Source organism: Lentzea sokolovensis (assembly GCF_033949975.1).
In the GTDB taxonomy this organism is placed as follows: Bacteria; Actinomycetota; Actinomycetes; order Mycobacteriales; family Pseudonocardiaceae; genus Lentzea; species Lentzea sokolovensis.
On record NZ_JAXAVU010000005.1, the window covers coordinates 48,718 to 72,793 of the forward strand.

Consider the following 24,076-nt stretch of genomic DNA (forward strand, 5'->3'; position numbering starts at 1 on the left):
ACCGGGGCGGTGCCATTTCGTTTGGCACCGCCCCGGTTTTATCGTCTACACAATTGCCAATTGCCGCTTTCGTGCCTTGATGATGTGGTCGCGCTCCGATTCCGAGAGCCCGCCCCAGATTCCATACGGTTCCTGCACCGCGAGCGCGTGCCTGCGACACATCTCCAACACCGGGCAGGCGAGGCAGACGGCCTTGGCGCGAGCTTCCCGCCGAGATCTCGCCGGGCCCCGTTCACCGTCGGGGTGGAAGAAGAACGCACTGTCCATGCCCCGGCACGAACCGCGCATCTGCCAGTCCCACAGGTCTGCGTTGGGACCGGGGAGCCTTCGGGTGTCCGCCATCGAGACCGCCTCCGTGACGACTGCTCCATTCGGCTTAACGATGATCCACCGTAGAACCGCGTCAAAACTTGTTCAAGAGGCTGAAGACCCTTATCAACTGATGGGTGACGGCACGCGTGTTCGATCACTCACCGCCCGGAGTTGCCGCCCGGATGAGGTGAACGGAACATGGCTCTCGTGATGACACCGCCGGAGCACACCTCTGCCGGGAGTCACACGAGTGAGCCCCTTCTCTCAGTGGCCGCGGTGGCCAGGCGACTCGGCGTGGCACCCGCCACCCTTCGCACCTGGGACCGCCGCTACGGACTCGGTCCGACCGGCCACACCGTGGGGCGGCACCGGAAATACGGGCCCCCGGACGTGGCCCGGCTCGAATTGATGCAACGCGCTCTTCTTCGTGGCGCGTCGTCCGCGGAAGCCGCCCGTTTCGCGCTCGACTCGAAATCGTCGATGACACACGGAGTGGCTCCTGTCGCACCATCGGGTGGACGTGGACTGAAATTGCCCGGAGCGTCTCGATTGGCGCGCGGATTGGGCCGCGCGGCCGTCGCGATGGACTCCATCGCCGTCCAGGGGATGCTCGCCGACTCGCTGGCGTCCGACGGCGTGATCACCACCTGGAACGAGGTCGTGCGGCCGGTGCTGACGGCCGTCGCCGCGCGGTGGCAGCTCTCCGGGGCCGGCGTCGAGGTCGAGCACCTGTTGAACGAGTGCGTGCTCGCGGCGTTCGTGCGCGCGACACCGCTCGTCACGTCCGGACGCAACCATCGGCCCGTGCTGCTGGCGTGCATGCCGGAAGAGAGGCACAACCTTCCCCTCTACCCGTTGGCCGCGGAACTGGCGCACCGAGGAGTCGTCGCCCGGCAGCTCGGGGCGGCGTTGCCGATGGACGCGTTGGCCGCCGCCGTACGCCGTACCGCGCCCGCCGCGGTGGTGCTGTGGGCGCAGTTGCCGCGCTACGCCGATCCGGGGGTGATCACCGCTCTGCCGCGCACCCGGCAGCAGGTGAGGTTGTTCGTGGGCGGGCCAGGCTGGCGACGGGGTGTGGTGACGGCTCCGGCGGAGCGGGTCGAGGACCTCGCCACCGCTGTCGAGGCCGTCGAGGCCGCGGTCACCTGACCCCACGCCCGCGGTTCCTCATCTGACGGCAGACTCCTCGCCGTGATGGAAGAGGAGCTGCGCCGAGCCGCCTTCGGTGACTCACCCGATCTCGACGTCTGGTCCGCGCTCGCGTCCCCCAGCTCTCGCGCCCGGTGGCTCGCGGCCGTCGTTCTGGGTGGTCGGGGCCATTACGCGGCCGCTGCCACCACATTGGACGCGCTCCGTCACGACCCCGACCCGGTGATCGCGTCCCTCTCCCTCTCGACTCGCGCGTCGCACCACCGTCAGCTGGGCGCCCATCACCTCGCCCGTCCCCTCGACGGCGCGGCGCTCGCCCGCGTCCAGTCAGCGGACCGCGGTGACCCGGACGGGATCGACGCCGCAGGCGCCCGGACGGACGCCCTGCTCGGTCTCGCGGCCGATTCGCTGGGTGCTCAACGCCTGGAAGAGGCCCGCGGGTTGCTCGCACGAGTTGAGACGCACTCGTGGAGGAGTGAGGTCCGCAAGGGCTGGGTATCCGCAGAGATTGAGCTGGCGTCCGGCCGCGCGCAGGCCGCGGTGGCGCCCGCTGAGGTCGCCCACGCCGTGGCGACGAGCAGAAAGGCGCTCCGGCACGAGCTCAAGTCGGCACTCGTTCTGGGCACCTCGTTGGTCGTGTGGGGGACACCCGACGGCCTGAACCGCGGGGTTGAACTGGTCGAGTGTGAGCTAAATCACAGCGCCGCGAAGGGACTTCATCCGTTGATCTGGCCGAGCGCTCTCGTCCTGGCGGGCCATGCCCCCACGGTGGGCGCAATCGCCATCGACCGGGCGACGGAGGCCCTGAGCTGCGTGTTACGCAGAGCTGATGCCGTCAGCCGACAGGTCGCCCTTGACTCCCCGTGGGTGCCGACCGGGCTGCTCCGTTCCGGGGAACCCCCGAACGCAGACCCTCAGACGAACTTCTTGACGGATTAAGCACCGGATCGTGTCAAGGTTGGGCCGCCAGCGTCCGATAGGGGAGATGGAACGTCACTCGGCTGCAGGAAAGGAGTCCCCGTGACCACGGTCCTTATTTGCGACGACCGGCGCAGTGTGCGGGAGGGTCTCACCCGCGTGATGTCGGCTGTCCCCGGGGTTAGCCGCATCGACTGCGTAGCGCACGGTGACGAGTTGTTGGCTCGCTTTTCAAGGCAGCCGGTCGACGTCGTGCTGGTGGGAACTCAGCGCGCTGTCCCGACCGGGGTTGAAGCTACCCGTCGGCTCGTCTCAGCGAATCCGCAGGCAAACGTCATCGTCTTCGGAGCCCCCGACGACGCCGGGAGCATCGCCGCGGCGATCGCCGGCGGTGCTCGTGGCTATCTGAGGTGGGACGCGTCGCGTCCCGAGCTTGTGGCGGCCCTCGCGCACACGCTCGCCAGCACCTCGGTGCCGGCACCTCGTCAGCCCTCCGACCCGGGCGTGCAGCTCACGGAGCGTGAGCTCCAGGTGCTGCGTGGCATGAGCCAGGGCAAGAGCAACGGCCAGATCGGCCGCGAGCTCTACCTGTCGGAGGACACGGTCAAGACGCACGCCCGTCGTCTCTTCCGCAAGCTCGGTGTTCGTGACCGCGCTCAGGCGGTCGCGCACGGCTTCCGGCGAGGCCTCGTTCAGTAGTCGCTCTCGCCGCACCGGCCCCGCGTCCTCATATGCCGCATGTGGGGAAGCGGGGCCGGTGGCGTGAGAGGGCTCACTCACGCGGCCGGTGGTTCTTCAGGTCGCGCAATTAGCCCAGCCCGGTGACAATGTCGCCGGGCTGTCAGTCGTTCGGGCGTGTCTGCTGTTCACGCGGGGTGTCCATACCCCGCCTATGAACAGAAGTCCTGAAGACCGGTACGGTGAAGGCGCTGCAACGAGTCGCTGTGAGTGACTCGTGCTGTTCTATGTCGGTACGCCAACAAGTAACACCAGGGCTGTTGTCTGCGATGACCAACTTGGGGGACGGACTGGACGCCGAAGTGGGCGCGGCCGTCGACGGCGACCGCCAGGCGATCGAACGCCTGCTGGCCTCCATTCGTCCTCTGGTGGTGCGGTACTGCCGCGCCCGAGTTGGAAGGCAGGAGCGAAGCTTCGCTTCGGCGGACGATGTGGCCCAGGAGGTGTGTCTCGCGGTGCTCACGGCATTGCCCAGCTACCGCGATCAGGGTCGGCCCTTCCTCGCGTTCGTGTACGGGATCGCGGCGCACAAGGTCGCCGATGCACATCGGTCTGCCGCCAGGAATCGCTCCGAGCCCGTTCCCGAAGTTCCCGACGCGCCGGAGACCGAAGCTGGTCCGGAGCAGCGGGCGATGCAGGGCGAACTCTCCGACCGGATGGCCGTCCTACTGCGCGTCCTGCCGGAGAAGCAGCGGGAGATCCTGCTGTTGAGGGTGGTGGTCGGACTGTCCGCCGAGGAAACTGCCGAGGCGGTTGGTTCGACTCCGGGTGCGGTTCGGGTGGCGCAACACCGTGCGCTGGCTCGGCTGCGCAAGTCGCTGGCAGCGGAGGAGGTGGTCTGAGTGGCCGACGAACACGGGAAGGACGACGAGGAAGTGCGCGGACAGGACGATAGAGCCCCGCACGAACCCGTCGCAGATGATCTTTCGGCTGTACAGGCTGATGACAGGCTGCTGGACGCGCTGGGGTCGGCGACACCGGGCGCGGCCGGCAATGTGGCCGACGACGAGCTGAACGCGTTGCTGCTCGCATGGCGCAACGAGGTGGAGACCGAGCCGTTCGGCGAGCTCGTCGACACCGACACGGCGATCGCCACGATCCAGGCCGCGCGCCCGCAGCCGGTGAGCAGGCACCGCTTCCTGATCCCGCTGGCGAGCGCCGCGGCGGTCCTGGCCATCGCCTTCACCGGCGTGAGCCTCGTGGCCCGCGACGCCCAGCCCGGCGACGCGCTCTGGGGTCTCACGCGAGTGCTGTACTCCGAGCACGCGAAGTCGATCGAGGCAGCGGCCATCATCAACACCGACCTCGAGTCGGCCCGCCTCGCCCTGCGCGAGGGCAAGGTCGACGAGGCCCGCGAGAAGCTGAACAAGATCGGCGCCAGCCTCGAGTCGGTGTCCACGGCCGACGGCAAGCAGAAGCTCGAGGAGAAGCACAAGGAGCTCGAGAAGGAGCTCGACACCAACACCTCGACGCCGCCGTCCACGACGACGCCGAAGCCGCCGAAGCCGACCAGGTCTTCGGAGCCCACGACGCCGTCCTCCACGCCGTCGACCGAGCCGTCGACCACGCAGCCGTCGACGCCGCCCTCGTCGGAGACTCCGGCACCGCCGACGTCGAACGGCGGGGAGAACCCGCCGCCGCCTCCTCCGCCGGACCCCGGTGGCGAGAGCGGGTCGACCGGCACCGCCGGTGAGACCATCGGCGAGACGACCGGCTCCAACTGAGACGCAGTGTGAACGGCCCCTGATCCTTCGAGGTCAGGGGCCGTTCACATGCTCAGGCGTTCACACGTCAGGTGGAATGTGACCGGTCCTGCGGTCAGCGGGCCGACTCGCTGGCCGTGACGCCGTCCGCGTATCCCCGGCAGTACTCCCAGCTGACGTAGGCGCCGGGGTTCGGGTCGAAGGCCGGCTCGTGCGGGCGCATGCGGCCGTCGGCGAGGAGTTGTTCGAGTGAGGCTCGCAACAGTGCCCAGTCGTGATAGTGCGGTTCCTCGCACTCGCCGCAGTCCACGACGATGCCGCGCACGCCTCTGTGTTCCAGCAGCGCTTGGTAGACGGCGAGGTCGCTCAGGTCGCTGACCAGCTCTGTTCGCTCGTCTTCGTCCATCGGGGGGTGGTCGTGGTGCGGTTCGCCCAGAGAGAGTGCGGGGTCTTCTGGGTCACCCGCGAAGGGGTCTGGTGGCAACGCGTCGTGCGGCACGACCCCGCACGGTACCCGCCGTACCCCCTCGGTCGTCCAGATACCATGGGTCGCACCGCCTCCGCCTGCGGAAACTGGACACGCAGGACCCCAAAAGGGCAGGCAGAGCGCAGACCGCACGACGGAAGGCATGTCACCCGCTATGACCAGCGAGCTCAACGCTGATGGAGTCCCGCAGAAGTTCGCCATGCTGGGACTGACCTTCGACGACGTGCTCCTGCTGCCTGCCGAGTCCGACGTCGTTCCGAGTGGCGTCGACACGAGCACCAGGATCTCGCGCAACATCACCCTCAGGATTCCGCTGGCCAGCGCCGCAATGGACACGGTCACCGAGGGCCGGATGGCGATCTCGATGGCACGTCAGGGCGGCATCGGCGTGCTGCACCGCAACCTGAGCATCGAGGACCAGGCCCGTCAGGCCGAGACCGTCAAGCGGTCAGAGGCCGGCATGGTCACCGACCCGGTCACCTGTTCTCCCGACGACACGCTGGCCGAGGTCGACGCGCTGTGTGCGCGCTACCGCATCTCCGGCGTGCCGGTCACGGACTCGAACAACAAGCTCGTGGGCATCATCACGAACCGCGACATGCGGTTCGAGCTCGACCACACCAAGCGCGTGATCGAGGTCATGACCAAGGGCCCGCTGGTCACCGCGCAGGTCGGCGTGTCAGCGGAGGCCGCGCTCGGCCTGCTGCGCCGGCACAAGGTCGAGAAGCTGCCGATCGTCGACGGCGACGGCAAGCTGCAGGGCCTGATCACGGTCAAGGACTTCGTCAAGACCGAGCAGTACCCGATGGCCACCAAGGACCCGGACGGTCGCCTGCTGTGCGCCGCCGCCGTGGGTGTGGGCGAGGACTCGTTCGTCCGCGCGATGACGCTCGCCGAGGCCGGCGTCGACGTGCTGATGGTCGACACGGCCCACGGGCACTCGCGCGGCGTGCTGGAGATGGTCGCGCGCATCAAGAAGGAGCTCGGCGACTCGGCGGACGTCGTCGGCGGCAACGTCGCGACGCGGGCCGGGGCCCAGGCTCTGGTGGACGCGGGCGCGGACGGCGTGAAGGTCGGTGTCGGTCCCGGCTCGATCTGCACCACGCGCGTCGTCGCCGGTGTCGGCGTGCCGCAGATCTCCGCGATCTACGAGGCGTCGCTCGCCTGCACCCCTGCCGGTGTGCCGGTGATCGGTGACGGCGGCATCCAGTACTCCGGCGACATCGCCAAGGCCATCGCGGCCGGCGCGTCCGCCGTGATGCTCGGCTCGTTGCTCGCGGGCACCCAGGAGGCGCCCGGCGACCTGATCCTGGTCAACGGCAAGCAGTTCAAGACCTACCGCGGCATGGGCTCGCTGGCCGCGATGCAGTCCCGTGGCGAGAACAAGTCGTTCTCGAAGGACCGCTACTTCCAGGACGACGTGCTCAACGAGGACAAGCTCGTCCCCGAGGGCATCGAGGGCCGCACGCCGTTCCGCGGCCCGTTGTCGCAGGTCGTGCACCAGCTCAACGGCGGCCTGCGCGCGGCGATGGGCTACACGGGCTCCCACACGATCGCCGAGCTGCAGAACCAGCAGCTCGTGCGCATCACCGCGGCGGGCCTGAAGGAAAGCCACCCGCACGACATCACGATGACCGTCGAAGCCCCGAACTACACCACCCGTTAGGGTCTGCGGGCCGTTGGGCTCGCTCAGGGCGACGTGTGTCCGCAGAAAGCGCGGACCACGTTCGCTCGCCGTGTTTTCTCTGGGGGCGGCCCCCAGACCCCTGGACGAAGGAGAACCACAGGTGCGCGATCTGGTCGAGATCGGCATGGGCCGGACCGCGAGGCGGGCCTACGAGCTGGACGACATCGAGATCATCCCGTCGCGTCGGACGAGGTCGTCGAAGGACGTCTCCACGACGTGGCAGATCGATGCCTACCGCTTCGACATCCCGCTGATCACCCACCCGACCGACGCCATCGTGTCGCCGGGCACGGCGGTCGCGATCGGTGAGCTCGGTGGCCTCGGTGTGCTCAACGCCGAGGGCCTCTGGGCCCGCCACGGCGACGTGGACGAGGCGCTGTTCCGCCTGGTCCAGGCGACCGAGGACAGCGACGACCCGGCGGCGGCCGTGAAGGTCCTGCAGGAGCTGCACTCCGCCCCGCTGCGGATGGACCTGATCGCCGAGGCGGTCAAGCAGATCCGCGAGTCGGGCGTCACGGTCGCAGTCCGCGTCAGCCCGCAGCGCGCTGCCGAGCTGACGCCGGACCTGCTGGCCGCGGGCGTCGAGATCCTGGTCGTGCAGGGCACGATCATCTCGGCGGAGCACGTGTCGCGTGACGGCGAGCCGCTGAACCTGAAGTCGTTCATCGCGGACCTCGACATCCCGGTGATCGCCGGCGGTGTCGGCGACTACCGCACCGCCATGCACCTCATGCGCACCGGCGCGGCGGGCGTGATCGTCGGCTACGGCTACACGCCCGGCGTCACCACCACCGACTCGGTGCTGGGCATCGGCGTGCCGATGGCCACCGCGATCGCCGACGCCGCGGCCGCGCGCCGCGACTACCTCGACGAGACCGGCGGCCGCTACGTGCACGTCATCGCCGACGGCGGCGTCACGACCTCGGGCGACGTGGCGAAGTCCATCGCCTGCGGTGCCGACGCCGTGATGCTCGGCGAGCCGCTGGCCGCCGCGACCGAGGCACCGGGCCAGGGCCTGTACTGGACGGCGTCGTCCGCGCACCCGTCTGTGCCGCGCAGCCTCGTCGCCGACGCGGTGGACCAGGAGCTCGACCTGCGCAAGCTGCTGTTCGGCCCGTCCGCCGACCCGCGCGGCGTGACGAACCTGTTCGGCGCCCTCAAGCGGGCCATGGCCAAGACCGGCTACTCGGACCTCAAGGAGTTCCAGAAGGTCGGCCTGACCATCCGCGGCTGAGATCAACTGGTCGAGGGGCGCGTTCCAGCTGGGACGCGCCCCTCTGCTTTGCTGGACGCCGTGCCGCTCGTCGAGATCACCTACGCACCCCACGTCCCTCACGCAGTGCTCAAGGAACTGGCGGCAATGCTCCCGCACGCCGTCTCGGTGGCGGTCGAGTGCCCGGAGGAGCCCTACGACGGCGACCTCCAGCCTGGCGACGTGGAACTGCGCTTCCGCCCGCGCGGCCCGTTCGACGTCAGCGGCATGGACATCGTTGTCGAGGTCCGCTCGAAGTGGTTCGAGAGCCGCGCCGCCAACCGCCAGGACCGAGTCGACGACCTGTGCAAGACCATCGCCGACGCATGTGGCCTCGCTGACGTGGGCGTTTACCTCAGCCTCCCGATTGCCGCGTGGGCCCAAACCTGATCTTGCAACCAGACGGCTACTCCGCGCGTCCTCTTGTGCGTGGAATTGGATGCCTTGTTCGGCGACGGCAAGAACAGTGATGTGGACACGATCGACCCGGACGCCGAAGTCCAAGAGTTCGAGATCGAGGAAGCGCCCGAGGAGGTCGACGAGCGAGTCGGGGGCATCGGCTGGAAGATGCTGACCCTGTTCGTCTGCGGTGGGCTGGTGATCACGGCGCTGGCCGTGGCGTTCATGGTGTGGGTGATCGAGGGCCTGGTTCTCTGAGCTGTCCGGAGTGAGCGTGGATCTGGATGACGTGCTGGCGGCGAACGTGCCCAGCAGCGGCTCGGCAGGGCCGAAGGGCGGGAAGCGAGAGAAGCCTCCCAAGGTGAAGGTGCCCTGGACCTGGGCCCACTACGCCGCCTTGGCGGTGGGCGCGTTCGCTCTCGTGTGCATCGCCTACGCGGTGCTGTCCGAACTCGTTGTGCCGAGCTGAACCGATCGGGGACTAGGCGTTACCGGAAGTAACGCCTACTCTCCGGTTCGGCGGAAGCGCTGCCAGCACGCCCTCGACTTTCTGTGCAGATTTTCTGTACAGTTCTGTAGGTGACCGCAATTCACGAGGCTCGCGAGCTGACCGTCACGGAGGCCACGAAACGTGGCGTCGCCGGCTTGGTCGCTGACGCCGAGCAGGGTGGCCCGGTAGTCGTCACGCGGCACAGCCGTCCGGTGGCGGCTGTCGTCGCGATGAGTCGCCTGGCTGAGATCGACGAAGCGGCGGCGGATCTGAGGGATCTGGCGCTCGTGCTGGCGCGGTCGGCTGCCGACTCGGGGCGGCGCACCTCCTTCGACGACGTGCTGGCGGCGTTCGGGCACACCCGTGAGTCGCTGGCGGCGGTGGAGGACGACGACTCGCTCGATGGCTGAAGTTCTGTTCACCGACGCGGCTGTCGATGACCTGCGTCGCCTTGGCCCTGATGTCGTGCCCAAGGTTCTCAAGAAGATCCAGATCCTGCTCGACAACCCGGAGGCCGGGCATCCGCTCGGTGGCGAGTTGACCGGATTTCGCAAGTTGGTGGTGGGACGCAACCACTGGCGGATCGTCTACCGGGTCACGTCTGACGGCGCGATCGAGATCTGTGAGATCTGGTGCGTGGGCGCGCGCTCGGATGCCGAGGTCTACGCCGAGGCGTCTGCGAGGATCGCGTCGATCGCTGATAGGGACTCCACGCTGGCCAAGCTGGCCGATGTCATCGGCAGGCTCGGTCGCCTCGCGGGCGACGTGGTCGTGGAGGTGGTCCCGCCGCGGGAGCCGGTCCCCGACTGGCTGGCGCAGCGTCTCGTGCACACCGCCGGGATTCCTCTGGAGCAGGTCGCGGCGCTGAGTCTGGAGCAGGCGGTGGACCTCTGGACCGCCTTCATGAGCGTTCCTCGCCCGTCTGAACCGATCGGGGACTAGGCGTTACCGGAAGTAACGCCTACTCTCCGATCCATGGGTGAACTCGCCGGTAACTTCGATGTCGTCATCGTCGGCTCCGGGTTCGGCGGAAGCGTGGCCGCGCTCCGCCTGACCGAGAAGGGCTACCGCGTCGCCGTCCTGGAGGCGGGGCGACGGTTCGCCGACGACGAGTTCGCCAAGACCAGCTGGGATCTCCGCAGGTACCTGTGGGCGCCGCAGCTCAGGTGCTTCGGCATCCAGCGCATCCACACCCTCCGCAACGTCATGGTGCTCGCCGGTGCGGGCGTCGGTGGCGGAAGCCTCGTGTACGCGAACACGCTGTACCGGCCGCTCAAGCCGTTCTACGAGGACCGGCAGTGGGCGCACATCACCGACTGGCAGGACGAGCTGGAGCCGTTCTACGACCAGGCGAGCCGGATGCTCGGCGTCGTCACGAACCCCACGACGACCCCGAGCGACGTCGTCATGCAGAAGGTCGCGAAGGACATGGGGGTCGAGGACAGCTACCACGCGACTCCCGTCGGCGTGTTCTTCGGCGAGCCCGGTCAGAAGGCGGCGGATCCCTACTTCGGGGGCGCCGGGCCGGAACGCACCGGGTGCACCGAGTGCGGCAGCTGCATGTCGGGTTGCCGGGTCGGCGCGAAGAACACCCTGGTCAAGAACTACCTTTACCTCGCGGAGAAGCTCGGCGCGAAGGTCTTCCCGCTGACCACGGTCACGCAGCTCAGCGAGAACAACGGCACCTGGACCATCGACACGAAGATGACCGGCGGGAAGGCCAAGGCCACCTTCACCGCCGACCAGGTCGTGATCGCCGCCGGCACCTGGGGCACCCAGCAGCTCCTGCACAAGGCGAAGGCCACGACGCTGCCGAAGATCTCGGCCAAGCTCGGCGAGCTCACCCGCACCAACTCCGAGTCGATCATCGGGGCCGCGCGCTACACGGTCGACCCGGACAGCGACTTCACTCAGGGCGTCGCGATCACGAGCTCCATCCACCCCGACGAGATCACGCACATCGAACCCGTCCGGTACGGCAAGGGCAGCAACGCCATGGGCATGCTGCAGACCCTCGCCACGGACGGTGCGCTGAGCACGCCGCGATGGTTGCAGTTCATCAAGCAGGCGGTCAGGCACCCGCTCCGGCTGCTGAGGCTGCTCAGCGTGCACCGGTGGAGCGAGCGGACCGTGATCCTGCTGGTCATGCAGAGTCTCGACAACTCCATCACCACGTTCCTCAAGCGCGGCAAGCTCACCAGCAAGCAGGGGCACGGCGACCCGAACCCGGCGTTCATCCCGGCCGGTCACGAGGCGAACCTGCTGGCCGCCAAGCACATCGACGGCATGGCCGGCGGTACTTGGGGCGAGCTGTTCAACATCCCGCTGACCGCGCACTTCATCGGCGGCTGCGCGATCGCGAGCGACGAGGGACAGGGCGTGATCGACGCGTACCACCGGGTCTTCAACTACCCCGGACTGTCCGTTGTGGACGGTGCGGCGATCAGCGCGAACCTCGGCGTGAACCCGAGCCTCACGATCACCGCGCAGGCCGAGCGGGCGTTCTCGCTGTGGCCGAACAAGGGTGAGCAGGACCAGCGGCCGGAGCAGAGCCTGCCCTACCGCAGGATCAATCCGACGAAGCCGAAGAACCCGGCGGTTCCCGATCAAGCTCCAGCCGCTTTGCGGTTGCCGATCGTGAAGGCGTCCTGACACGGTGGAGGCATGGCCAAAAAGCCTTTTGCCTCCAGCGCCGACCTCGCCCCCAAGGACGAGGTCTTCGTCGAACTCGCCGAGGGCGTCTACACCCTGACCGCCGAAGGCGACCCCAACGTCGCGGCCATCGAGGCCGAGGACTTCCTGATCTGCTTCGAGGCGCGCGCCACACCGGCGGCCGCGCGGCGGTGGCTCACGCAGCTGCGCAAGCACACCCGCAAGCCCGTCCGGTACCTCGTGCTCAGCCACTACCACGCCGTGCGCACGCTCGGGGCCAGCGCGTTCGACGCCCAGGAGATCGTCGCGCACGAGATGACGCGGGTCCTGATCGCCGAACGCGGGCAGCAGGACTGGGAGAGCGAGTTCGGCCGCATGCCGCGGCTCTTCGAGTCGCCGGAGGAGATCCCCGGCCTGACGTGGCCGACGCTCACGTTCTCCGACCGCATGACGATCCCGCTCGGCGACGAGCGCGGCGACCTGGTGCTGCAGTTCCTCGGACGCGGGCACACAGCGGGCGACATCGTGGCGTGGCTCCCGCAGCAACGCATCCTGTTCGCCGGCGACCTGGTCGAGTCGCAGGCCGCTCTCTACACCGGTGACGCGTTCCACGACGAGTGGGCAACGTCCACTTTGGACGAGGTCGCGGAACTGGGCGCCGAGGTCCTGGTCGGCGGACGCGGCAAGGTCGCCCGCGACCGCTACGAGGTCGAGGCCGCCATCAACCAGAGCAGGCACTTCCTCAACGAACTGCGCCGCACGGTCGGCGGGGTCCACGCCGAGGGCGGCACGCTCAAGCAGGCCTTCGAGCTGGCGCACCAGGCCCTCGTGGCCCGCTACGGGCGCTGGCCGATCTTCGAGCACTGCCTGCCGTTCGACGTGAAGCGCTACTGGGACGAGTGCGACGGCAGGGACTGGCCGGAGATCTGGACCGCCGAACGCGACCGCGCCGTCTGGGACGCCCTGCAGTGACGGTCCTGGTGGTGGGTGCCGGACCGGTCGGCCTCGCCGCCGCGCTGTTCCTCGCGCGAGCCGGTGTGCCCAGCATCGTCCTGGAGAAGGAGCCGAAGCGCTCGCAGACGGGCAGCCGGTCGATCTGCGTCCAGCGCGACGTGCTGGAGATCCTCGAACGGATCGGCGTCGGGCAGGCCGTCGCCGACGCGGGCGTCACCTGGTACACCGGCCGCACCTACCACCGCGACCGCGAGGTCCTGACCCTGACCTTCCCTCCGGCCTTGGGTTTCCCGCCGTTCGTGAACACCCCGCAGACCGTCGTCGAGCAGCTGCTGGAAGAACGCGTCCGCGCCGAACCGCTCATCGAGCTCCGCTACGGGCACGCACTTGAAAACCTTGCCCAGCAAGATGACGGGGTGTCCACAAAGGATGGAATCAGGGCGAGTCACTGCATCGCGGCGGACGGCGTGCACTCGACCGTCAGGCAGCTCCTGAACATCCCGTTCGAGGGCTTCTCGTTCGACGACAGGTTCATCATCGCCGACGTTCGCGTCGACCTGGACTTCGAGACGCCCGAACGCCGTTTCTACTTCGACCCGCCTTGGAATCCTGGCCGGCAGGTCCTCCTGCACCCGCAGCCGAAGGGCGTCTGGCGGATCGACTGGCAGGTCGCCGAGGACGTCCAGCTCACCGACGACCACGTCCGCGCGATCGTCGGCGACCGGCCGTACGAGATCGTCTGGCAGTCCACCTACCGCTTCCACCAGCGCCGAGCCGCGCGGTTCCGCGAGGGGAGAGTCCTGCTCGCCGGTGATGCCGCGCACGTGATGAGCCCGTTCGGCGCCCGCGGCCTGAACTCCGGCATCTGCGACGCCGACAACGCGGCCTGGAAGATCGCCGCCGACCGCAGGGGCGAGGCAGGTCCGCGCCTGCTCGACTCCTACGACACCGAACGCGGTGCCGCCGCCGACGAGAACCTCCGCATCACCGGCGACACCATGCGTTTCCTCGTGCCGCGCACTCGCGAAGAACGAGCCCACCGGCAGCACGCGCTCGAAACCGGCGAGGGCATCGACTCGGGCAAGCTCTTCACCCCGTTCGCCTACGAGAACGGCGGTGTCCTGGTCGAAGGATCACGTACGGCGGGTCCTGGCTTCACGGTCCGGGACGGCCTGCTGATCCGGCCGGACGGTCACGTCGCCGGACCGGACGACGAGGAGACGAGACGTCGTGCACTCGGCTGGTGACCCGCAGAACACCCTTTACGCGCACCGGAAACCGCTTGCGGTGGTGAGGTGCACACGGGTCGAGGACATCCAGGCGGGCCTGGAACGCGCGGCACGCCAACGCATTCCGGTCGCCGCACGCAGCGGCGGCCACAGCTACGCGGGCTACTCGTGGCCCGACGGAGGCCTCGTCCTCGACCTCGCGGAGTTGTCGGACGTGCGGATCGACGGCCGGACAGCGGTCATCGGCGGCGGGGCGCGGATGTACGACGTCTACGAGGCGCTCGGTGCCGCGGGCCAGGCGTTGCCCGCCGGCACGTGCCGCTCGGTCGGCATCGGCGGACTCGCGCTCGGCGGCGGCATCGGCGTGACCGCGCGCAAGTACGGCCTGACCTGCGACCACCTCGTCGAGGCGCGGATCGTCACCCCGGACGGCGTTCTGCGCACGGCCTCGGAGGAGCCGGACCTGCTCTGGGCGTTGAAAGGCGGCGGTGGCGGCAACTTCGGCGTCGTCACGGAGTTCACGTTCCGCACGGATCCCGCGCCGGGCCTGACCGTGTTCGGCCTCGACTACCCCGAGGGCACGGCGGACGTGGTCGACGCTTGGCAGGAGTGGATCGCGGACGCGCCGGACGAGCTGTGGACGAGCCTGCGCGTCGACTCCGGCCCGAAGTCGGTGCCGAGCGTCAGGGGCGCGTACGTGGGACCGGCGAAGGACCTGCACCGGTTGCTGGACCGCATGCCGCCGGCCGAGCGCGAAGTCGAGGAGATGACGTACCTGCAGGCGATGCGCCACTACGCGGGACCTGCGGAAACCGGCGAACCGTACGTGGCGTCGTCGCGGATGTTGCACGCGCCGGTGCCGGGTTCGAAGGTCGCCGCGCTGATGGACGGGCAGCCGCCGTTCATGATCCAGCTCGACTCGTTCGGCGGCGCCGTCGGACGGATCGCGGCCGACGCCACGGCGTTCCCTCACCGCGACGCCACCGCGAGCGTCCAGATCTTCGTCCACCTCGGCGACCTGACCGAGTCACGGGCTCGCGCACTGCTCGCCGGCGTCCGCGACGGGCTCGGCGCGGGCACCACCGGGTACGTGAACTACATAGACCCGGAGATGCCCGACTGGCCGACCGCCTACTACGGCCGCAACCTCGCGCGACTCAGGGAAGTCGCGAACAGGTACGACCCGGACCGAGTGCTGGCGTTCCCGCAGGGCCTATAACTGGATGCCGGTCAGCACGGTCACGCGTTCCTCGGTGAAGTCCTCCATCGCCGACCGGACGCCCTCGCGCCCGGTGCCCGATCCCTTCACACCGCCGTACGGCATCTGGTCCGCGCGGTAGGACGGCACGTCGCCGACGATCACGCCGCCGACCTCGAGTTCGGCCGCGGCTTCGAACGCCACCTGCACGTCCCGCGTGAACACCCCGGCCTGCAGCCCGTACTTGGAGTCGTTGGCCTGCTCGAACGCGTCGTCCACACCGTCCGCTACGGACACCACGAGCACCGGCCCGAAGATCTCCTCGGTCCAGACCTTGGCGGTCTTGGGCACGTCCGTGAGCACCGTCGGCTCGACCGTCGACCCGGTCCGCTTGCCGCCGAGCAGCACCCGTGCGCCGACGTCGGTGGCCATGTTGATCCACTCCTCGACGCGGCGCGCGTTGTCCTCGTCGATCAACGGCCCGACCTCGACCTCGGGGTCGTGCGGGTCGCCGGTCTTCAGCGCGGCAACGGCTTCCACGAGCTTCGGCACGAACTCGTCGGCCTTCGAGCGGTCCACGATCACCCGCTGCACGGCGATGCACGACTGCCCGGCCTGGTAGTTGCCGAACGTCGCGATGCGCTGCGCCGCGTGGTCCAGGTCCGTCCAATCAGGACAGATGATCGCGGCCGCGTTGGAACCCAGCTCCATCACCACGTGCTTGCGCGGCGCGGCTTCCATCAACGACCAGCCGACCTTCGTGGACCCGGTGAACGAGATCACCGGCAGTCGTTCGTCACGCACGAGAGCGTCCATGTCCTTGCCGCGCACGGGAAGGATCGAGAACACGCCCTCCGGCAGTCCGGTCTCGGCCAGGATCTCGCCCAGCAGCAACGCGGAGAGCGGCGTGGCCGAAGCGGGCTTCACGATCACCGGCGCACCCACCGCGAGCGCGGGCGCGACCTTGTGCGCCACCAGGTTCAGCGGGAAGTTGAACGGCGCCACGGCCAGCACCGGCCCGCGCGGCGCGTGCCGGACGATCGCCATCCGCCCCACGCCACCGGCCTCGGTGTCGAGCCGTTGCAGCCCACCGGTGAACCGGCGCGCCTCCTCGGCGGCGAAGCGGAACGTGTTGACCGCGCGCGAGACCTCGATCTCGGCCCACTTCAGCGGTTTGCCGTTCTCGGCGGTGATCGTCTCGGCGATCTCCTCCGCGCGTTCGGCCAGCGTCCGCGACACCTGCAGCAGCGCTTCGGCGCGCACGTGCGCGGGTGTTCGCCGGAACTCCTTCGCGACGGCCGCGGCCGCCGCGATCGCACGTTCCACCTGATCTCTGCCCGGTACGGCCACCGAGGCGACCTCGGTGCCGTCGAACGGGTGGAGGACCTCCAACGCCTGCTCGCCCTGCTCGGGGCGGCCGGCGACCCAGCACGGCCTGGGTTGCGGTGTGAACGCGTCCATGGAAACCACGTTAAGCCCTAGTGGCCTGGACGTACCTGATGAGACCCAAGTAGTGGTCGACATGCCCTTCAGCCCGCTGGAGCACGAACCTCGGATCCTCCCGGATCGTTTGGATCGTGTCGTCCAGCCGGGTCAACACGTGCTCGGCGTTGTACGCACATCCGTACGTCTCGCAGAACAGCCGGGTGCGCCGTTCGCGGTCATCCGGCAGACCCAGCACGAACTGGATGATGGCCCAGCTGACGTCCCACCAGCGCGGCCCGGGATGAGCGGTGTCGAAGTCGAACACGCCCACCGGAAGGCCATCGCGGTAGACCGTGTTGTACGGCGCGAAGTCGCCGTGCAGCACCACCTCGACCGGTTCCCTGGCGGCGTGCTGCCATCCGTCGAGCTGATCCACGAGCGGGATCGTGGCGTCGTGCAGCCTGCGCAGCATCAACGCCGACTCGACCAGCGACGCGTCGTCGGACGGGAACACGTGGCCAACGTCACCGGGCAGGTAGGTGAGCAGCTCGTGCTCGTCGTCGAGCGCCAGCGGGACCGGCGCGATCCCCAGCGGTGCCAAGCGCCGCAACAGGTCGTGCACCCGAGGCGCCCACGGCCCTGCCGGTCTGCGCACCGCGTCACCCACCCTGAACACCTGGTTCAGCCCGCCACCGGTCAGCAGTTCACCGTCCACGCATGAGATCCTTGGCGACGTGTCCGACACCAGCAACCGCCCTGTTCTCGTCGTCGACTTCGGCGCCCAGTACGCGCAGCTGATCGCCCGCCGCGTCCGCGAGGCCCAGGTCTACTCCGAGGTCGTTCCGCACACCGCGACCGTCAGCGAGATCCTCGACAAGAACCCGCTGGCCATCGTTCTGTCCGGTGGCCCGTCGAGCGTGTACGAGGAGAACGCCCCGCAGGTCGACCCGAAGCTGTTCGAGACCGGTGTCCCGGTCTTCGGCATCTGCTACGGCTTCCAGGCCATGGCGCGCGCACTTGGCGGCGCGGTTGAACAGACGGGCACCCGCGAGTACGGCCGCACGGACCTGAGCGTGCCCACCGAGGGCGGCGCGCTGCACCAGGAGCTCCCCGCGAGCCACCCGGTGTGGATGAGCCACGGCGACGCCGTCACGAAGGCGCCGGAGGGCTTCACGGTCACCGCGACCAGCGAGGGCGCGCCGGTCGCCGCGTTCGAGAACAGGGAGCGCCGGTTCGCCGGCGTGCAGTACCACCCGGAGGTGCACCACTCGCCGCACGGCCAGGAGGTGCTGCGCCGGTTCCTGCACGAGATCGCGGGCATCCGTCCGCAGTGGACGACGTCGTCCATCGTGGACGAGCAGGTCACCCGGATCCGCGAGCAGATCGGTGACGGCAAGGCGATCTGCGGCCTGTCCGGCGGCGTCGACTCCGCCGTCGCGGCCGCGCTGGTCCAGCGCGCCATCGGCGACCGCCTCACGTGCGTCTTCGTCGACCACGGCCTGCTGCGCTCCGGCGAGCGCGCCCAGGTCGAGCGCGACTACGTGGCCGCCACGGGCATCCGCCTGGTGACGGTCGACGCCCGCGAGCGTTTCCTCAACGCCCTGGCCGGCGTCACGGACCCCGAAGAGAAGCGCAAGATCATCGGCCGCGAGTTCATCCGCGTGTTCGAGCAGGCGGAGCGCGACCTCAAGGCCGAGGGCGACTACAAGTTCCTCGTCCAGGGCACGCTCTACCCGGACGTCGTCGAGTCCGGCGGCGGCGCGGGCACCGCGAACATCAAGTCGCACCACAACGTCGGCGGCCTGCCGGACGACCTGCAGTTCGAACTGGTCGAGCCGCTGCGCGCACTCTTCAAGGACGAGGTCCGCCGCGTCGGCACCGAGCTCGGCCTGCCCGAGACGATCGTGCAGCGCCAGCCGTTCCCCGGCCCCGGCCTCGGCATCCGCATCATCGGCGAGGTCACCCAGGACCGACTCGACACGCTGCGCCAGGCCGACGCCATCGCCCGCGAGGAACTGACCCTGGCGGGCCTCGACCGCCAGATCTGGCAGTGCCCGGTCGTGCTGCTCGCGGACGTCCGCAGCGTCGGCGTCCAGGGCGACGGCCGCACCTACGGCCACCCGATCGTGCTGCGCCCGGTGTCGTCCGAGGACGCGATGACCGCGGACTGGACCCGCCTGCCGTACGAGGTGCTGGAGCGGATCTCGACCCGAATCACCAACGAGGTGGCCGAGGTCAACCGCGTGGTCCTGGACGTGACGTCCAAGCCGCCGGGCACCATCGAGTGGGAGTAGAGACGTGAGAAGGGCCCCGGTCAGCTGACCGGGGCCCTTTCTCATTCAACGCTGCTGGTGCTGCAGGAAACTAGAGTCGACGGCCACCGGACCTGTCAGACGCCAGGCTCCTCGCTCGAAGGCCAGATTGCCGGTGACCGTGAACGGCAACCGGTTCCGGTGAGCGAAGATCGCCCAGTCGTAGTCCTCGCCGCTCAGAAGGATGTGGATCTTCCGCGTCCTTCCCCGGACCTCGGCGCTCAAGATGATCGTCGTTTCCTCCTGGTCGTCCCCACCGGAGTCTTCTCGGGTGAGAGACCGAACCTGACCGACGATGGTCTCCGTGCGCGGCGGCTCTTCACGCCGGACCAGGCGTTCCCGAACGCGTGACAGACCGGCCATGGCGTCACGGTTGACCACGATGCGCGAGGCGGGAACCTTCGGCCGAGGTTCGCCGGCCGCCCAGTCGAAGGACAGGTCCAGTTCGCGCAACGAGTCCGACTCCGTCAGGTCTTGGAGCGACTCCACGAGGTTCGCGCTGAGGCCGCGCTCAGCGGCGCGTTCGACAGCAAGAGCGTCCCAGTTCAGCGACAGGTCTCTGGCCGCGTGCAAGCCTGTGGCCAGCGTTTCCATCACACGTCGCGGGAACGGGGTTGCACGGGAGCCGTCGTCGTGATCGGGCAACGGATCTCCGAGCCGAGTGACGACGGTGAAAACGAAACTGCCGCGCTTCGTGTGTCCGAGACGTATGTCCTCGTCGAGGAAGTCGGTCACGGTGCTGGAGCGGCGTCCGCGATGGGAATGGGTCGGATCGTCAGCCGAGGTCGCGGCCGCTTTCATCATCTTGAACAGGCCGTCCAGCGCCGTCTCCGCCTGTTTGAACGGAAGGGTGCCGTCGACCATCGCCTGGTCGAAGCGGACGAAGAACAGGTCGGCACGGGTGGCGGTGATCTTCTCGGCCAGGTGTTCGGGATCCCAGTCGTACACGGTGGCCAGGGCGCGCAGAGTGTCGCGGAACCGTTGGGCGAAGTCGACGAAGTCCGTGGCCAGCGGGAGCATGACCCGCGCCTCGTCGTTCAGGCGCCAGATCTGCCGTACGTCGGGAACCTGCGCTTCAAGCTGCCAGTCGTTGGCGGCGAGGTACTGCTGCACGGCCAACGGGTGAAGGCTGTTGGCGAGCTCGCGGTAGTCGTCGACTGATGGGCTGCTCACCACACACCTCCTTCGCCAACCCTTTGCATGGTGCTCCGCAAGCTCTCTACGTCGAAGAGGTTAGTTCTCGGTAGATGCACTGTCTTGCTGGTGGCGCCGTCGTTGATGTCACCCAGAAGCCTGGCGTGTTCCCAGTACATGCGACTGGAGGAGAGGAGACCCTCCTCGCTCAGCTTCACCAACGGCTCATCGTCGCGAGGAATCACGAGCACACCGAGAAACGCCTCGTTGTACCGCTTGCCGTGGGTCAGCTTCAGGAACGGATCACGCTCCATCTTCCACGCGAAGTGCGCGTCACGGAGTCGGTCGTGCTGGGTGGTGCATTTGAGCTGAAGTTCGAACTGCGGGCAGTAGTACGTCTCGTACTCGGTCGATGAGGCGATCGTGATGTCCACGCCGTCGTAGTCCGTCTCGTGCGACTTGATCGAACAGCCGGCAGCGGCGGCGATCATCCTCACGAACGCCAAGCTGAACTGCTCCTGGCGGGCGGTCATCGGCAGGCCTCCGTCGAGCGGAGTCACCGATTCCAGACCGTCGCCTCCATCGGTCATGAGCTCCCTCCTCGTAGCGGCAGACCGGGAGCACATTAGGAGCAGCCGAGACGGGCGAAAGGGGGATCCGTGCGGCAGCCACCCGAAAGTGGAAGGGCCCCGGTCAGCTGACCGGGGCCCTTTCTCATCAGTGGGTCTTGCGTCTGATCGAGTTCGTCAGCAGCACCAGCCCGACCACGATGGCCGTCCCTCCCAGCGCCCACCGGAAGTCGAACCAGAACGACCCGTTGCTCAGCACGTAGGCCGCCATCAGCCCCCCGCCGATCCCGAAGACCAGCGTCACGGGGTCGATCCGCCTGCGCATCCCCTGCTCAGTCACGGAGCACCTTCACCTCTCCGACGCTGGCCTGCACGTCGAGCTCGATCTGGAGGCCGCCCTCGCCGTTCTCGCCGAGGTCGCGACCGCTGACGTCCACGCTGCTGCCTTCGGCACGCTTGCCCAGGCAGTCGAGCTCGCCGATGGACGACGCCTCGCACCGGTACGTCACGTCCGCGTTCTTGGGCACGCGCACCTGCACCTCGCCGAGCTCGACCTCGATCGCGGTCTTCACCGAACCGGAGTCGGGCAGGTCGCGGAGATCGAGCTGCACGCTGCCCACGCTCGTCTCGTACCGGTCGCGCACGTCGGTCACGGACTTGGGCTTCTCGTCGTAGCTGCTCAGCTTGGACGGGCTGCCGTCGAAGTCGATCGCCGTCATGCCGAAGCCCACCACGGACAGCGGGATCATCAGCCAGATCAGGCCACGGCCGCCGCCGGTGAACGAACCGAGGAGCAGGCCCGCCGCCAGCACCGCGAGCACGAGGCCGATGACGTGCGGCACGGTGAACCACGGCGCCCAGGCACCGGCGATCGCGGAACCGGCGACCACCAGTGTCGCCACGCCCAGCGTCATCAGGCCGATGCGCGGTCCGCGAGGCGGCCTGGGGGCCGGTGGCTGCGGCTTCGGGGTCGGTTCCGGCAGGTCCCACGCGAACGGCGCGGCACCCAGCGGGTCCCAGGCCGGCGCCCCCGGCACCGGTGGCGTCACGGGTGTCACGGAGTCGGAGAGCGTCGTCGCCGGCTGCAGGTGCCCACGGTTCTTCTGCAGCAGGTAGACGCACGCGACCGCCGCGGCCAGCGTCACCACTACCTGGAACCCGCCGCTCCCGACCGTGAAGGCGAGCGCGGGGAACATCAGGAAGCCCAGCAGCACCGTCTGCGCCTGGGGCATCGAGCTGTGACCCTTGTTGATCAACGACTCCAGGGGCGAGACCTCGTCGCCCTCCTCGGGCAGCAGCAGCCAGCCCGCGAGGTACAGCGGAACGCCCACGCCACCCGACAACGCGAGTGCGACGAACGCGATCCGGACGATCACCGGGTCGATCTGGAAGCGCAGGGCGATCCCGGTGGCAACGCCGCCGGCCTTGCGTCCTGCACGGGGCCGCACCGGACGGTGGGCCCAGAACTCTCTGAGCGTGTCCGCCACGCCCTGCATCGCCTTCTCAGTCCCGCTCACGATGACAAGGTTGCGCTGTCACGCCTGGAACCACATCAGGGACCAGCCCTGATTCGCGGAACCGGGGTCATCCCTGATGAACAACTCGCCGGGACGTGTGACGATCGGATGGTGAGTGCACGCATTGAGCCGATGCGCCGTCGCCGCACCGGCCGGGTGGTCGCGGGCGTCGCGAGCGGACTGGCCGACCATCTCGGCGCACCTGTCTTCTGGGTGCGCGCGATCTTCGCCGTGTTCGCCGCGTTCAGCGGGGTCGGGATCATCGCCTACGCGTTGCTCTGGATGTTCGTGCCGCAGTCCGCGGTGGCGGAGCCGGAGACCGACAAGGACCGCAAGGAGTGGCAGCAGGCCGTCGGCCTCGCCGCTCTGGGCGTCGGCGTCGCGGTCTTCACCGGCCTGATCGGCGGGACGTGGAGCGGGTGGATCACCGGTCCGATCGCCGTGGCACTCGTGGGCGCCGCGCTCGTGTGGCGCGAGGCGGACGAGGCACAGCGACGCCGCTGGAGGGACGGGGCCTTCTCGCAGGGGAAGACGGGGATCGTGCGGACGGTCGCGGGAGGCGCGCTGGTCGTGGCGGGGGTCGCCGCGTTCCTCGTGGTGAACGACACCGTCCAGAACCTCTCGACCGTCATACTCTCCGTGCTGGCCACGTTGATCGGCGTCGCGGTGCTGACCGTGCCGCTGTGGATGCGGCTGGTCCGCGACCTCGACTCGGAACGCCGTGCGCGCATCCGCACCGAGGAACGCGCCGAGATCGCCGCCCACCTGCACGACTCCGTGCTGCAAACGCTTGCCCTGATCCAGAAGCAGTCCGAGTCGCCGCGCGAGGTCAAGCGCCTGGCCCGCAGCCAGGAACGCGAGCTGCGCGGCTGGCTCTACGGCCGTGAGGTGGGCGAGCAGCCGCATTCCGTCAGCGTCGCGATCGCCCAGGTGTGCGCGGAGGTCGAGGACGGCTTCGCCATCGCCGTCTCGCAGGTCGTCGTCGGGGACGCCGAACTGGAGGACGGGATGTTCGCGCTGGTTCAGGCGGCGAAGGAGGCGATGGTCAACGCGGCCAAGCACGCGGGGGTGGCCGAGGTCAGCGTCTACGCCGAGGTCGAGCCGGACAAGGTCACCGTGTTCGTGCGCGACCGGGGCAAGGGATTCGACCCCGACGCGGTGCCGGACGACCGGCATGGTCTCGCGGGCAGCATCAGGGGGAGAATGACGAGGCACGGCGGGGAGGTGCGACTGCGCACGGCTCCGGGAGAGGGGACCGAGGTGCAGCTCGAGATGCCGAGGAAGACGGAGGCCAGGACATGAGCGTCAGGGTGTTCCTGGTGGACGACCACGCGTTGTTCCGCGCAGGCGTGAAGGCGGAGCTCGACACCATCACCGACGAGGTGGACGTCGTCGGCGAGGCCGGCAGCGTCGGCGAGGCGGTGGCGGGGATCGCGCACCACAAGCCGGACGTCGTGCTGCTGGACGTGCACATGCCCGACGGCGGCGGCGCCGAGGTGCTGCGGCAGATCCGCACCAAGATCCCCGAAGTCACCTTCCTCGCCCTGTCGGTCTCCGATGCGGCCGAGGACGTCATCAACGTCATCCGCGCCGGTGCGCGCGGCTACGTGACGAAGACGATCTCCAGCCAGGAACTGGTCAGGGCGGTCGTGCGGGTGTCGGAGGGCGACGCGGTGTTCTCGCCGCGGCTGGCGGGGTTCGTGCTGGACGCGTTCGCCGACCGGCCTGGTGCCGCGCCGATCAGCGACCCCGAACTCGACCTGCTGACGCCGCGCGAACGCGATGTCCTGCGGCTGCTGGCGCGTGGTTACGCTTACAAGGAGATCGCGTCCGAGCTCTTCATCAGCGTGAAAACTGTGGAGACGCACGTGTCGAGCGTCCTGCGGAAGACCCAGCTCTCCAACCGGTATGAGCTCTCCCGCTGGGCCACTGATCGCAGACTGGTCTGAGG

At 68.8% G+C, this 24,076-nt stretch carries 27 protein-coding genes; 19 read left to right on the forward strand and 8 right to left on the reverse strand.

Annotated features, from left to right (window positions below):
• Positions 1-45: 45 nt before the first annotated feature.
• Positions 46-342: a WhiB family transcriptional regulator gene (locus SK854_RS10970; RefSeq protein WP_086663892.1), complete on the reverse strand. Its 297-nt coding sequence runs from the start codon at positions 340-342 to the stop codon at positions 46-48.
• Positions 343-522: 180 nt separating this feature from the next.
• On the opposite strand from SK854_RS10970, the gene SK854_RS48210 reads away from it, so the two are divergent.
• The 5 genes from SK854_RS48210 to SK854_RS11000 all read left to right on the forward strand — a co-directional run bounded on the left by SK854_RS48210 (position 523) and on the right by SK854_RS11000 (position 4,841).
• A complete protein-coding gene (locus SK854_RS48210) occupies positions 523-1,461 on the forward strand; it encodes a MerR family transcriptional regulator (RefSeq protein ID WP_406601761.1) in 939 nt (312 codons plus the stop codon).
• A 45-nt stretch (positions 1,462-1,506) separates the two neighbouring features.
• Positions 1,507-2,400, forward strand: coding sequence for a hypothetical protein (locus SK854_RS10985; protein ID WP_319974991.1), 894 nt, complete (start codon positions 1,507-1,509; stop codon positions 2,398-2,400).
• Between the two features lie 81 nt (positions 2,401-2,481).
• Entirely contained in the window at positions 2,482-3,078 is a 597-nt protein-coding gene (locus SK854_RS10990; protein ID WP_030471988.1) for a response regulator transcription factor, read from the forward strand.
• A gap of 308 nt (positions 3,079-3,386) precedes the next feature.
• Positions 3,387-3,959, forward strand: coding sequence for a sigma-70 family RNA polymerase sigma factor (locus tag SK854_RS10995; RefSeq protein ID WP_030471987.1), 573 nt, complete (start codon positions 3,387-3,389; stop codon positions 3,957-3,959).
• Positions 3,960-4,841 (forward strand): anti-sigma-D factor RsdA, encoded by an 882-nt coding sequence (locus SK854_RS11000; protein WP_319974957.1) that lies wholly within the window; start codon positions 3,960-3,962, stop codon positions 4,839-4,841.
• 94 nt (positions 4,842-4,935) lie between these two features.
• Here SK854_RS11000 and SK854_RS11005 read toward each other — a convergent pair whose 3' ends face one another.
• Positions 4,936-5,319 (reverse strand): DUF5319 domain-containing protein, encoded by a 384-nt coding sequence (locus SK854_RS11005; RefSeq protein WP_319974958.1) that lies wholly within the window; start codon positions 5,317-5,319, stop codon positions 4,936-4,938.
• A gap of 142 nt (positions 5,320-5,461) precedes the next feature.
• Here SK854_RS11005 and guaB point away from each other — a divergent pair, with 142 nt between their 5' ends.
• The 11 genes from guaB to SK854_RS11060 all read left to right on the forward strand — a co-directional run bounded on the left by guaB (position 5,462) and on the right by SK854_RS11060 (position 15,189).
• A complete protein-coding gene (guaB, locus tag SK854_RS11010; RefSeq protein ID WP_319974959.1) occupies positions 5,462-6,973 on the forward strand; it encodes an IMP dehydrogenase in 1,512 nt (503 codons plus the stop codon).
• Between the two features lie 121 nt (positions 6,974-7,094).
• Positions 7,095-8,228 carry a GuaB3 family IMP dehydrogenase-related protein gene (locus SK854_RS11015; RefSeq protein WP_319974960.1) on the forward strand — a complete coding sequence of 378 codons (1,134 nt, stop codon included), beginning with the start codon at positions 7,095-7,097 and terminating at the stop codon, positions 8,226-8,228.
• A 60-nt stretch (positions 8,229-8,288) separates the two neighbouring features.
• On the forward strand, positions 8,289-8,636 hold the full coding sequence (locus tag SK854_RS11020; RefSeq protein ID WP_319974961.1) for a hypothetical protein: 348 nt from the start codon (positions 8,289-8,291) through the stop codon (positions 8,634-8,636).
• Positions 8,637-8,675: 39 nt separating this feature from the next.
• On the forward strand, positions 8,676-8,903 hold the full coding sequence (locus SK854_RS11025) for a hypothetical protein (RefSeq protein WP_319974962.1): 228 nt from the start codon (positions 8,676-8,678) through the stop codon (positions 8,901-8,903).
• Between the two features lie 16 nt (positions 8,904-8,919).
• A complete protein-coding gene (locus SK854_RS11030; protein ID WP_319974963.1) occupies positions 8,920-9,114 on the forward strand; it encodes a hypothetical protein in 195 nt (64 codons plus the stop codon).
• A 110-nt stretch (positions 9,115-9,224) separates the two neighbouring features.
• A complete protein-coding gene (locus SK854_RS11035; RefSeq protein WP_319974964.1) occupies positions 9,225-9,545 on the forward strand; it encodes a type II toxin-antitoxin system Phd/YefM family antitoxin in 321 nt (106 codons plus the stop codon).
• On the forward strand, positions 9,538-10,077 hold the full coding sequence (locus SK854_RS11040; protein ID WP_319974965.1) for a type II toxin-antitoxin system RelE family toxin: 540 nt from the start codon (positions 9,538-9,540) through the stop codon (positions 10,075-10,077). Before SK854_RS11035 ends, SK854_RS11040 begins: the two co-directional genes overlap by 8 nt.
• 33 nt (positions 10,078-10,110) lie before the next feature.
• On the forward strand, positions 10,111-11,787 hold the full coding sequence (locus SK854_RS11045; RefSeq protein WP_319974966.1) for a GMC family oxidoreductase: 1,677 nt from the start codon (positions 10,111-10,113) through the stop codon (positions 11,785-11,787).
• Positions 11,788-11,799: 12 nt separating this feature from the next.
• The gene (locus SK854_RS11050; RefSeq protein ID WP_319974967.1) at positions 11,800-12,759 is read left to right on the forward strand and encodes an MBL fold metallo-hydrolase; all 960 of its coding nucleotides are present in this window, start codon (positions 11,800-11,802) and stop codon (positions 12,757-12,759) included.
• Positions 12,756-13,988, forward strand: coding sequence for an FAD-dependent monooxygenase (locus SK854_RS11055; protein WP_319974968.1), 1,233 nt, complete (start codon positions 12,756-12,758; stop codon positions 13,986-13,988). Before SK854_RS11050 ends, SK854_RS11055 begins: the two co-directional genes overlap by 4 nt.
• A gap of 43 nt (positions 13,989-14,031) precedes the next feature.
• Positions 14,032-15,189 (forward strand): FAD-binding oxidoreductase, encoded by a 1,158-nt coding sequence (locus tag SK854_RS11060; RefSeq protein ID WP_319974969.1) that lies wholly within the window; start codon positions 14,032-14,034, stop codon positions 15,187-15,189.
• On the opposite strand, the gene SK854_RS11065 is transcribed toward SK854_RS11060, so the two are convergent.
• Both SK854_RS11065 and SK854_RS11070 read right to left on the reverse strand, forming a co-directional pair.
• Positions 15,184-16,629 (reverse strand): aldehyde dehydrogenase family protein, encoded by a 1,446-nt coding sequence (locus tag SK854_RS11065; protein WP_319974970.1) that lies wholly within the window; start codon positions 16,627-16,629, stop codon positions 15,184-15,186. The two genes, SK854_RS11060 and SK854_RS11065, sit on opposite strands and share 6 nt — an antisense overlap.
• 10 nt (positions 16,630-16,639) lie before the next feature.
• On the reverse strand, positions 16,640-17,308 hold the full coding sequence (locus tag SK854_RS11070; RefSeq protein ID WP_319974971.1) for a phosphotransferase family protein: 669 nt from the start codon (positions 17,306-17,308) through the stop codon (positions 16,640-16,642).
• Between the two features lie 19 nt (positions 17,309-17,327).
• Between SK854_RS11070 and guaA the strand changes: the two genes are divergently transcribed.
• Entirely contained in the window at positions 17,328-18,887 is a 1,560-nt protein-coding gene (gene guaA, locus SK854_RS11075) for a glutamine-hydrolyzing GMP synthase (RefSeq protein ID WP_319974972.1), read from the forward strand.
• A gap of 45 nt (positions 18,888-18,932) precedes the next feature.
• Here the strand turns inward: guaA and SK854_RS11080 are convergent, their stop codons facing one another.
• The 4 genes from SK854_RS11080 to SK854_RS11095 form a co-directional block, all read right to left on the reverse strand.
• Positions 18,933-20,078, reverse strand: a complete 1,146-nt coding sequence (locus SK854_RS11080; protein ID WP_319974973.1) for a hypothetical protein — start codon at positions 20,076-20,078, stop codon at positions 18,933-18,935.
• Positions 20,075-20,629 carry a DUF4365 domain-containing protein gene (locus SK854_RS11085; protein WP_319974974.1) on the reverse strand — a complete coding sequence of 185 codons (555 nt, stop codon included), beginning with the start codon at positions 20,627-20,629 and terminating at the stop codon, positions 20,075-20,077. The genes SK854_RS11080 and SK854_RS11085 overlap by 4 nt, the downstream gene beginning before the upstream one ends.
• 127 nt (positions 20,630-20,756) lie before the next feature.
• Complete coding sequence (locus SK854_RS11090; protein ID WP_319974975.1) at positions 20,757-20,948, reverse strand: hypothetical protein; 192 nt, start codon at positions 20,946-20,948, stop codon at positions 20,757-20,759.
• On the reverse strand, positions 20,941-22,125 hold the full coding sequence (locus SK854_RS11095; protein WP_319974976.1) for a PspC domain-containing protein: 1,185 nt from the start codon (positions 22,123-22,125) through the stop codon (positions 20,941-20,943). The genes SK854_RS11090 and SK854_RS11095 overlap by 8 nt, the downstream gene beginning before the upstream one ends.
• A gap of 108 nt (positions 22,126-22,233) precedes the next feature.
• Here SK854_RS11095 and SK854_RS11100 point away from each other — a divergent pair, with 108 nt between their 5' ends.
• Positions 22,234-23,427, forward strand: coding sequence for a PspC domain-containing protein (locus SK854_RS11100; RefSeq protein WP_319974977.1), 1,194 nt, complete (start codon positions 22,234-22,236; stop codon positions 23,425-23,427).
• Entirely contained in the window at positions 23,424-24,074 is a 651-nt protein-coding gene (locus SK854_RS11105; RefSeq protein ID WP_090067146.1) for a response regulator, read from the forward strand. The genes SK854_RS11100 and SK854_RS11105 overlap by 4 nt, the downstream gene beginning before the upstream one ends.
• Positions 24,075-24,076: the final 2 nt, after the last annotated feature.

Bases quoted from the DNA above. Each gene is read 5' to 3' on its own strand.
- SK854_RS10970 (WP_086663892.1), bottom strand. From the start codon at position 342: ATGGCGGACACCCGAAGGCTCCCCGGTCCCAACGCAGACCTGTGGGAC.
- SK854_RS48210 (WP_406601761.1), top strand. From the start codon at position 523: ATGACACCGCCGGAGCACACCTCTGCCGGGAGTCACACGAGTGAGCCC.
- SK854_RS10985 (WP_319974991.1), top strand. From the start codon at position 1,507: ATGGAAGAGGAGCTGCGCCGAGCCGCCTTCGGTGACTCACCCGATCTC.
- SK854_RS10995 (WP_030471987.1), top strand. From the start codon at position 3,387: ATGACCAACTTGGGGGACGGACTGGACGCCGAAGTGGGCGCGGCCGTC.
- guaB (WP_319974959.1), top strand. From the start codon at position 5,462: ATGACCAGCGAGCTCAACGCTGATGGAGTCCCGCAGAAGTTCGCCATG.
- SK854_RS11040 (WP_319974965.1), top strand. From the start codon at position 9,538: ATGGCTGAAGTTCTGTTCACCGACGCGGCTGTCGATGACCTGCGTCGC.
- SK854_RS11045 (WP_319974966.1), top strand. From the start codon at position 10,111: ATGGGTGAACTCGCCGGTAACTTCGATGTCGTCATCGTCGGCTCCGGG.
- SK854_RS11050 (WP_319974967.1), top strand. From the start codon at position 11,800: ATGGCCAAAAAGCCTTTTGCCTCCAGCGCCGACCTCGCCCCCAAGGAC.
- SK854_RS11065 (WP_319974970.1), bottom strand. From the start codon at position 16,629: ATGGACGCGTTCACACCGCAACCCAGGCCGTGCTGGGTCGCCGGCCGC.
- SK854_RS11085 (WP_319974974.1), bottom strand. From the start codon at position 20,629: ATGACCGATGGAGGCGACGGTCTGGAATCGGTGACTCCGCTCGACGGA.
- SK854_RS11100 (WP_319974977.1), top strand. From the start codon at position 22,234: ATGGTGAGTGCACGCATTGAGCCGATGCGCCGTCGCCGCACCGGCCGG.
- SK854_RS11105 (WP_090067146.1), top strand. From the start codon at position 23,424: ATGAGCGTCAGGGTGTTCCTGGTGGACGACCACGCGTTGTTCCGCGCA.